This window comes from Halococcus hamelinensis 100A6 (assembly GCF_000336675.1).
Lineage (GTDB): Archaea > Halobacteriota > Halobacteria > Halobacteriales > Halococcaceae > Halococcus > Halococcus hamelinensis.
This window is the reverse complement of the sequence record NZ_AOMB01000014.1, coordinates 90,846-97,049: the sequence shown is the minus strand read 5'-3', so window position 1 is coordinate 97,049 and position 6,204 is coordinate 90,846. Positions and strand designations below refer to the sequence as shown.

Annotated in this window: 5 protein-coding genes; all 5 read left to right on the top strand. The window is 67.5% G+C overall.

Translation table 11 applies throughout. The features are described from left to right. Positions 1 to 69: 69 nt before the first annotated feature. A complete protein-coding gene (locus tag C447_RS05495; protein ID WP_049904382.1) occupies positions 70 to 1,035 on the top strand; it encodes a bacterio-opsin activator domain-containing protein in 966 nt (321 codons plus the stop codon). Between the two features lie 139 nt (positions 1,036 to 1,174). Beyond that, positions 1,175 to 3,151, top strand: coding sequence for an acetate--CoA ligase (acs, locus tag C447_RS05490; RefSeq protein ID WP_007691679.1), 1,977 nt, complete (start codon positions 1,175 to 1,177; stop codon positions 3,149 to 3,151). 13 nt (positions 3,152 to 3,164) lie between these two features. Beyond that, positions 3,165 to 3,779: an acetate uptake transporter gene (locus C447_RS05485; RefSeq protein ID WP_007691678.1), complete on the top strand. Its 615-nt coding sequence runs from the start codon at positions 3,165 to 3,167 to the stop codon at positions 3,777 to 3,779. 229 nt (positions 3,780 to 4,008) lie between these two features. Then, positions 4,009 to 4,320, top strand: a complete 312-nt coding sequence (locus C447_RS05480) for a DUF4212 domain-containing protein (RefSeq protein ID WP_007691677.1) — start codon at positions 4,009 to 4,011, stop codon at positions 4,318 to 4,320. Continuing rightward, the gene (locus tag C447_RS05475; protein WP_007691676.1) at positions 4,321 to 6,186 is read left to right on the top strand and encodes a sodium:solute symporter family protein; all 1,866 of its coding nucleotides are present in this window, start codon (positions 4,321 to 4,323) and stop codon (positions 6,184 to 6,186) included. Positions 6,187 to 6,204 lie beyond the last annotated feature (18 nt).

Sequence of the window (6,204 nt, the reverse complement as noted above, 5' to 3'; positions counted from 1 at the left end):
GCGATCCACGAGACCGTCTGCGCCCGGCTGGCCGACACCGACGGCTATCGGTTCGCGTGGACCGCGACGGTGACCGGGGAGGACACCACGGTACACGCACGCGCGGGCGTGGCGGCCGATGCCGTCGAACGGACCCTCCTCGACCGGGCGGAGCTCGTCGGCCGGGCGCTCGACGACCGAACGATCCGCACCGAGGCGGGCGAGTCGTCCACGCTCGTCGTCGTCCCGCTCGTGAGCCGGGAGCCGACCCGGAGCGTGCTGGGGCTCGGGGTCGCGAGCGGGGCGGTCGTCCCGCTCGAACGCGACCTCCTTGCGGTGCTCGGCACGCAGGTCGGCCACGCGCTGGCGGCCGTCGAACACAGACGGCTCCTGCTCGCCGACAGCGTGACCGAGCTCCGTTTCGACGTCGACGCCGACGCGGCCGTGCTCCCGCGGGTCGCGACCGCGCTCGACTGTGCCTTCGAGCTGGTGGGGGTCGTCCCCGCCGAGGAGGGGTTGCTGTGTTACGTCGCGGTCCGGAACGCCACCCCGGACGCCGTCCTCGAACGGGCGACGGCCACCGACGCGGTCGGGGACGTCCGGTTCGTCGGCGACGACGAGGACGGGGTGGTGCTCGAAGTCACGCTCCATCGCTCCCCGCTCCGGACCTTCGCGACGGCGGGCGGCTACGCCCGGTCGTACGAAGTCGACGCCGGGGGCGGGACGATCGTCGGGGAACTCGCCCCCGACACCGACGTTCGCGGCGTCGTCGAGGCCGTGACCGACGCGTTCCCCGGGGTCCACCTCGCGGCGAAGCGGAAGGCCGACCACGAGGTCGCGACCGGCGGGGGCTTCCGGGGACCGCTCGCCGACGACCTCACCGACCGTCAGGCCGCGGTGCTCCGGGCGGCGTTCTTCGGCGGCTACTTCGAGTGGCCGCGCGACTCCACCGCCGAGGAACTGGCCGACTCGCTCGACGTCTCGCCGCCGACCCTCCACCACCACCTCCGGGTCGCCCAACAGAAACTCCTCCGGGCCTTCCTCGACGGCACGTGACCGGTGACGACCGGCTTCGACCGGGCCGTCCGCTCCACGAAACCGGGTGACGGCACGTCGTTCGCGCTGCGTCTCGGGCGGTCGTTACGATAATTAGCTAGTTCGCTTATGAAGAATGGTGTAGAACGTGGGGTCGGGTATGAGTGACCAAGACATCGAACTCGAAGCCCGACTGACCGAACAGGAGTACTTCGAGCCCCCCGAGGAGTTCGTCGAGCAGGCGAACGTCTCGGACCCGGCGGTCTACGACCGCTTCGACGAGTTCCCGGAGGGGTTCGAGGAGTACGCCGAGATGCTCGACTGGAACGAGGAGTGGGACACCGTCCTCGACGACTCGAACCCGCCGTTCTACGAGTGGTTCGTCGGGGGCGAACTCAACGCCTCCGCCAACTGCATCGACCGCCACCTCGACGACCGCGGCGACGAGACCGCCATTCTCTGGGAGGGCGAGGAGGGCGAGACCCGACACATCTCCTATCGCGAGCTCCACGAGGAGGTCAACGAGATGGCGGCCGCGCTCCGGGCGTCGGGCGTCGAGGAGGACGAGGTCGTCACGATCCACATGCCGATGGTACCGGCGCTCCCGGTCACGATGCTGGCGTGTGCCCGGATCGGCGCGCCCCACAGCGTGGTGTTCGCCGGGTTCTCGGCGACCGCGCTCTCCGACCGGGTCAACAGCGCCGACTCCGACCACGTCGTCACCATCGACGGCTACTACCGACGGGGTGACTTCCTGAACCACATCGAGAAGGCCGACGAGGCGATGGGGAACGTCGACCACGACCCCGAAGTGCTCGTCTGGACGCGCCACGACGAACCCGAGGTCGACGTCAGCGACGACTACACCCTCGTGGCCGACCTCCTCGCCGAACACGAGGGCGAGGAGGTCGAGCCGGTCTCCCGGGACGCCGAGGACCCGCTATTCCTGATGTACACCTCGGGCACCACGGGCCAGCCCAAGGGCTGTCAGCACCGTACCGGGGGCTATCTCGCCTACGCGGCGGGGACCTGCAACTACGTCGAGGACATCAAACCCGAGGACACCTACTGGTGTTCGGCCGACATCGGCTGGATCACCGGTCACACCTACATCGTCTACGGCCCGCTCGCGCTCGGAACGACGACCGTGATGTACGAGGGCGCGCCCGACTACCCGGACAAGAGCCGGACCTGGGAGATCGCCGAGGCCTACGACGTCGACATCTTCCACACCTCTCCCACGGCAGTGCGCCAGTTCATGAAGTGGGGCACCGAGCACATCGAGGGCCACGACTTCGACTTCCGGCACATGACCACCGTGGGCGAGCCGATCCAGCCCGAGGCGTGGCTGTGGTACTACCAGCACATCGGCGGCGAGGACGCGGTGATCGTCGACACCTGGTGGCAGACCGAGACCGGCGGCCACCTGATCACCAACCTCCCCGCGATCCAGGACATGAAACCCGGGAGTGCGGGGGTGGCCGCGCCCGGCATCGAGCCCGCGATCTACGACGACGACGGCGAACCGGTCGACGCCGAGACCGGGCAGGCCGGCAACCTCGTGATCGAGCGGCCGTGGCCCGGCATGCTCCAGACCGTCTACGGCGACGACGAACGGTTCATCGCCGAGTACTGGGAGCGCTTCTCGGACACCGACTCGAACGACTCCGAAGACTGGGTCTACGAGGCGGGCGACGGTGCGGTCCAGGCCACCGACGGCTACTACCGGATCCTCGGGCGGCTCGACGACGTGATGAACGTCGCCGGCCACCGGCTCGGCACCATGGAGATCGAATCCGCGGTCTCCGAGGTCGATGCCGTCGCCGAGTCCGCGGTGGCCTCGCGCGAGGACGCCGAGAAGGGCGAAGTCCCCGACGTCTACGTCACCCTCAGGGAGGGCGTCGAGGAGAGCGAGGAGGTCCGCCAGGAGATCGTCGAGTCGATCGAGGAGGGGATCGGGAAGTTCGCCCGCCCCAACGAGGTGATCTTCGTCGACGACCTCCCGAAGACCCGCTCGGGCAAGATCATGCGGCGGCTCTTAGAGAACATCTCGAACGGCGAGGATCTCGGCAACACCACCACGCTCCGGGACCCGAGCGTCGCCGAACGCATTCGCGACCAGATCCACGCGGACTGAGGAGAACCCCAACATGCCACTCGACACCGACATCGGCGATCCCGCACCGCTCGGTCTCGTGAGTTTCGGACTGACCACCGTGCTGTTGAGCCTCATCAACGCCGGCCTCCTGCCGAGCGCCGGCGAGGCGGTCGTGTTACCGCTGGCGCTCGCGTTCGGCGGAACCGGACAGCTCGTCGCGGGCGTGCTCGAATTCCGCACTGGAAACACCTTCGGCCAGACCGCCTTCTTCAGCTACGGGGCGTTCTGGTGGTGGTTCGGCCTGCTCCTGCTCTTCGACGGCAACGGCTGGCTCTCGATCCACACCCAGACCCTCGGGGCGGCGCTGCTCCTCTGGGGCGTGTTCACGTTCTATATGTGGATCAGCACGTTCAAGCTCAACTGGGGGCTCTGGAGCGTGTTCCTCACGCTCTGGATCACGTTCGCGCTCCTCGGGTTCGGCGACCTGCTGGGCATCGACCTCCTCCTGATGCTCGGCGGCTACGCCGGCATCCTCTCGGGCGTGCTCGCGATGTACGTCAGCTTCGCCGAGGTGGCGAACTGGTCGTTCGGCCACACGGTCGCCCCGCTCGGCGACGCGCCGATGGGCAGCAGCTCGACCACCACCACCACCGACACCGCCGACTGACCGCCACGGCCACGCACACCACCCCGTCCGCCGGTCGACCCCACGGGGTGTAAGCGCCTTCGATTAGCGGCGTAACTGATCTATCGCATACTGGAAACCTACACAATCTTTATTAACACTCCCGTCACTGGCACACTCATGGCAGATGTAACAACCTGTCCGTGTGACGTGGCGTCGCGTCGTTCACCGTTCCGAACCGTCCACCCGTCGCCGCCGGAGGTCGGTGGTCATGGGTGAATCCGAGACGGGGACGACGCCCGACGACGAAGCACGGGGTCGGACCGGTATCAGCGAGGCCGACGCCAAGGAGTACTGGCGGCGAAACGTCAAGCTGATCGCCGGGCTGTTCGTCGTCTGGTTCGTCGTCTCGTTCCTCGTGGCGATCATCCTCGCGGAGCCGCTTTCGGCCATCAACATCGGCGCGATTCCACTCCCGTTCTGGTTCGCCCAGCAGGGGTCGATCGTCGTCTTCGTGGCGCTGATCTGGATCTACGTCTGGCGGATGAACAAACTCGACCGCGAATTCGGGGTGCAAGACTAGATGACTGCACTTTCGACCGCGTTGATCCCAGCACAACTCGGGCTCGGGATCGACACCTGGAGTCTGATCCTGATCACCCTCTCGATCGTCCTCTACTTCGGTATCGCCGTCGTGATGCACGTCGGCGACACCGACGACTTCTACGTCGCGGGTCGAACGATCCCCGCGTGGGCGAACGGCACGGCGGTCGCCGCCGACTGGATGTCCGCGGCGTCGTTCATCTCGCTCGCGGGTCTCGTCTCGTTCCTCGGGTACGACGGCACCGTCTACCTGATGGGCTGGACCGGCGGCTACGTGGTGCTCGCGCTGCTCATCGCGCCCTACCTCCGAAAGTACGGCGAGTACACGATCCCCGACTTCATCGGTGATCGCTACTACTCGAACACCGCGCGCGGCGTCGCCGCGCTCGCGACGCTGTTCGTCTCGCTGACCTACATCGCCGGGCAGATGCGTGGCGTCGGCATCGTGCTCAGTCGGTTCCTGGGTGTCGACATCAACCTCGGGATCATCGTCGCGCTCGGGCTCGTCGCGCTGATCGGCGTGCTCGGCGGGATGAAGGCGATCACCTGGACCCAGGCGGCCCAGTACTTCATCCTGATCTTCGCGTTCGTGCTCGTCACCGTCGCGATCTCGCTCAACCTCACGAACAATCCCTTCCCACAGGGCGCGCTCGTGACGAGCGACATTGCCTCGCGACTCGGCCAGCTACAGGCCGAGATCGGTGCCGGGGAGTACTTCTTACCCTTCCAGGAGTACTCACAGCTCCAAGTCTTCGCCATCGCGATGACGCTGATGCTCGGGACCGCGGGGCTGCCCCACGTCATCATGCGCTTTTACACCGTGCCGAGCGCCTCGGACGCGCGCCGGTCGGCGGGCTTCGCGCTGTTGTTCATCTCGATCCTCTACGTGTGTGCGCCCGTGCTCGCGGTCTTCGCGAAGTTCAATCTCATCAGCACGCTGCACAACACGCCCGTTCAGGAGGCCCAAGCGATCCCGTGGGTCAGTCGGTGGTCCGAGACCGGCCTGCTCACGATTCAGGACCTCAACAACGACGGCGTCATCCAGATGGCGGGCGGCCTCGGCGCGGCGGGCAGCGAGGTCGTCGTCGACGCCGACATCATCGTGCTCTCGACGCCCGAGGTCGCGGGGCTCGCGCCGATCGTCATCGGCCTCGTGGCGGCGGGCGGGCTGGCGGCGGCGCTCTCGACGGCCGACGGCCTCCTGATCGCGATGTCGAGCGCCGTCTCGCACGACATCTACTACAAGATCTTCAATCCGGACGCCTCCGAACGCCAGCGCCTGCTCATCGCGCGGGTCGTCGTCATCGTCGCCGCGGCGGTCGCGGCGTACCTGGGTATCAACCCGCCGGGCTTCGTCGGCGAGGTCGTCGCGATCGCCTTCGGGCTCGCGGCCGCCAGCCTGTTCCCGGTGATCCTGCTCGGGATCTTCGACCCACGGATGAACCGCGAGGGTGCCATCACCGGCATCCTCGTCGGGCTGGTCTTCACGCTCGTCATGGTCGTGTTGATGACCTCCGATTCGATCTTCGGGACGCCGGAGCCGATCCTGCCCACCTTCCTCGGGCTCGAAGCCCAGGGTATCGGGCTCGTCGGAACCATCCTCAACTTCGTGGTGGCGTTCGCGGTCTCGCGGGTCACGCCGCCGCCACCCGAGGAGATCCAGAACCTCGTCGAGGACATCCGGCTGCCACAGGGCTCGCGGACCGGCAGTGAGACGGCCGCCGCCGACGGCGGCGAGGTCCAGGCGGACGGTGGCGAGGTCCGGACCGACGGCGGTGCCGACCTCGCGACGGCCGCCCACGACGCCCGAACGGACGACCCGTCGGACCGGGACGAAACGAACTAACGTCGTGACTCGTTTCGT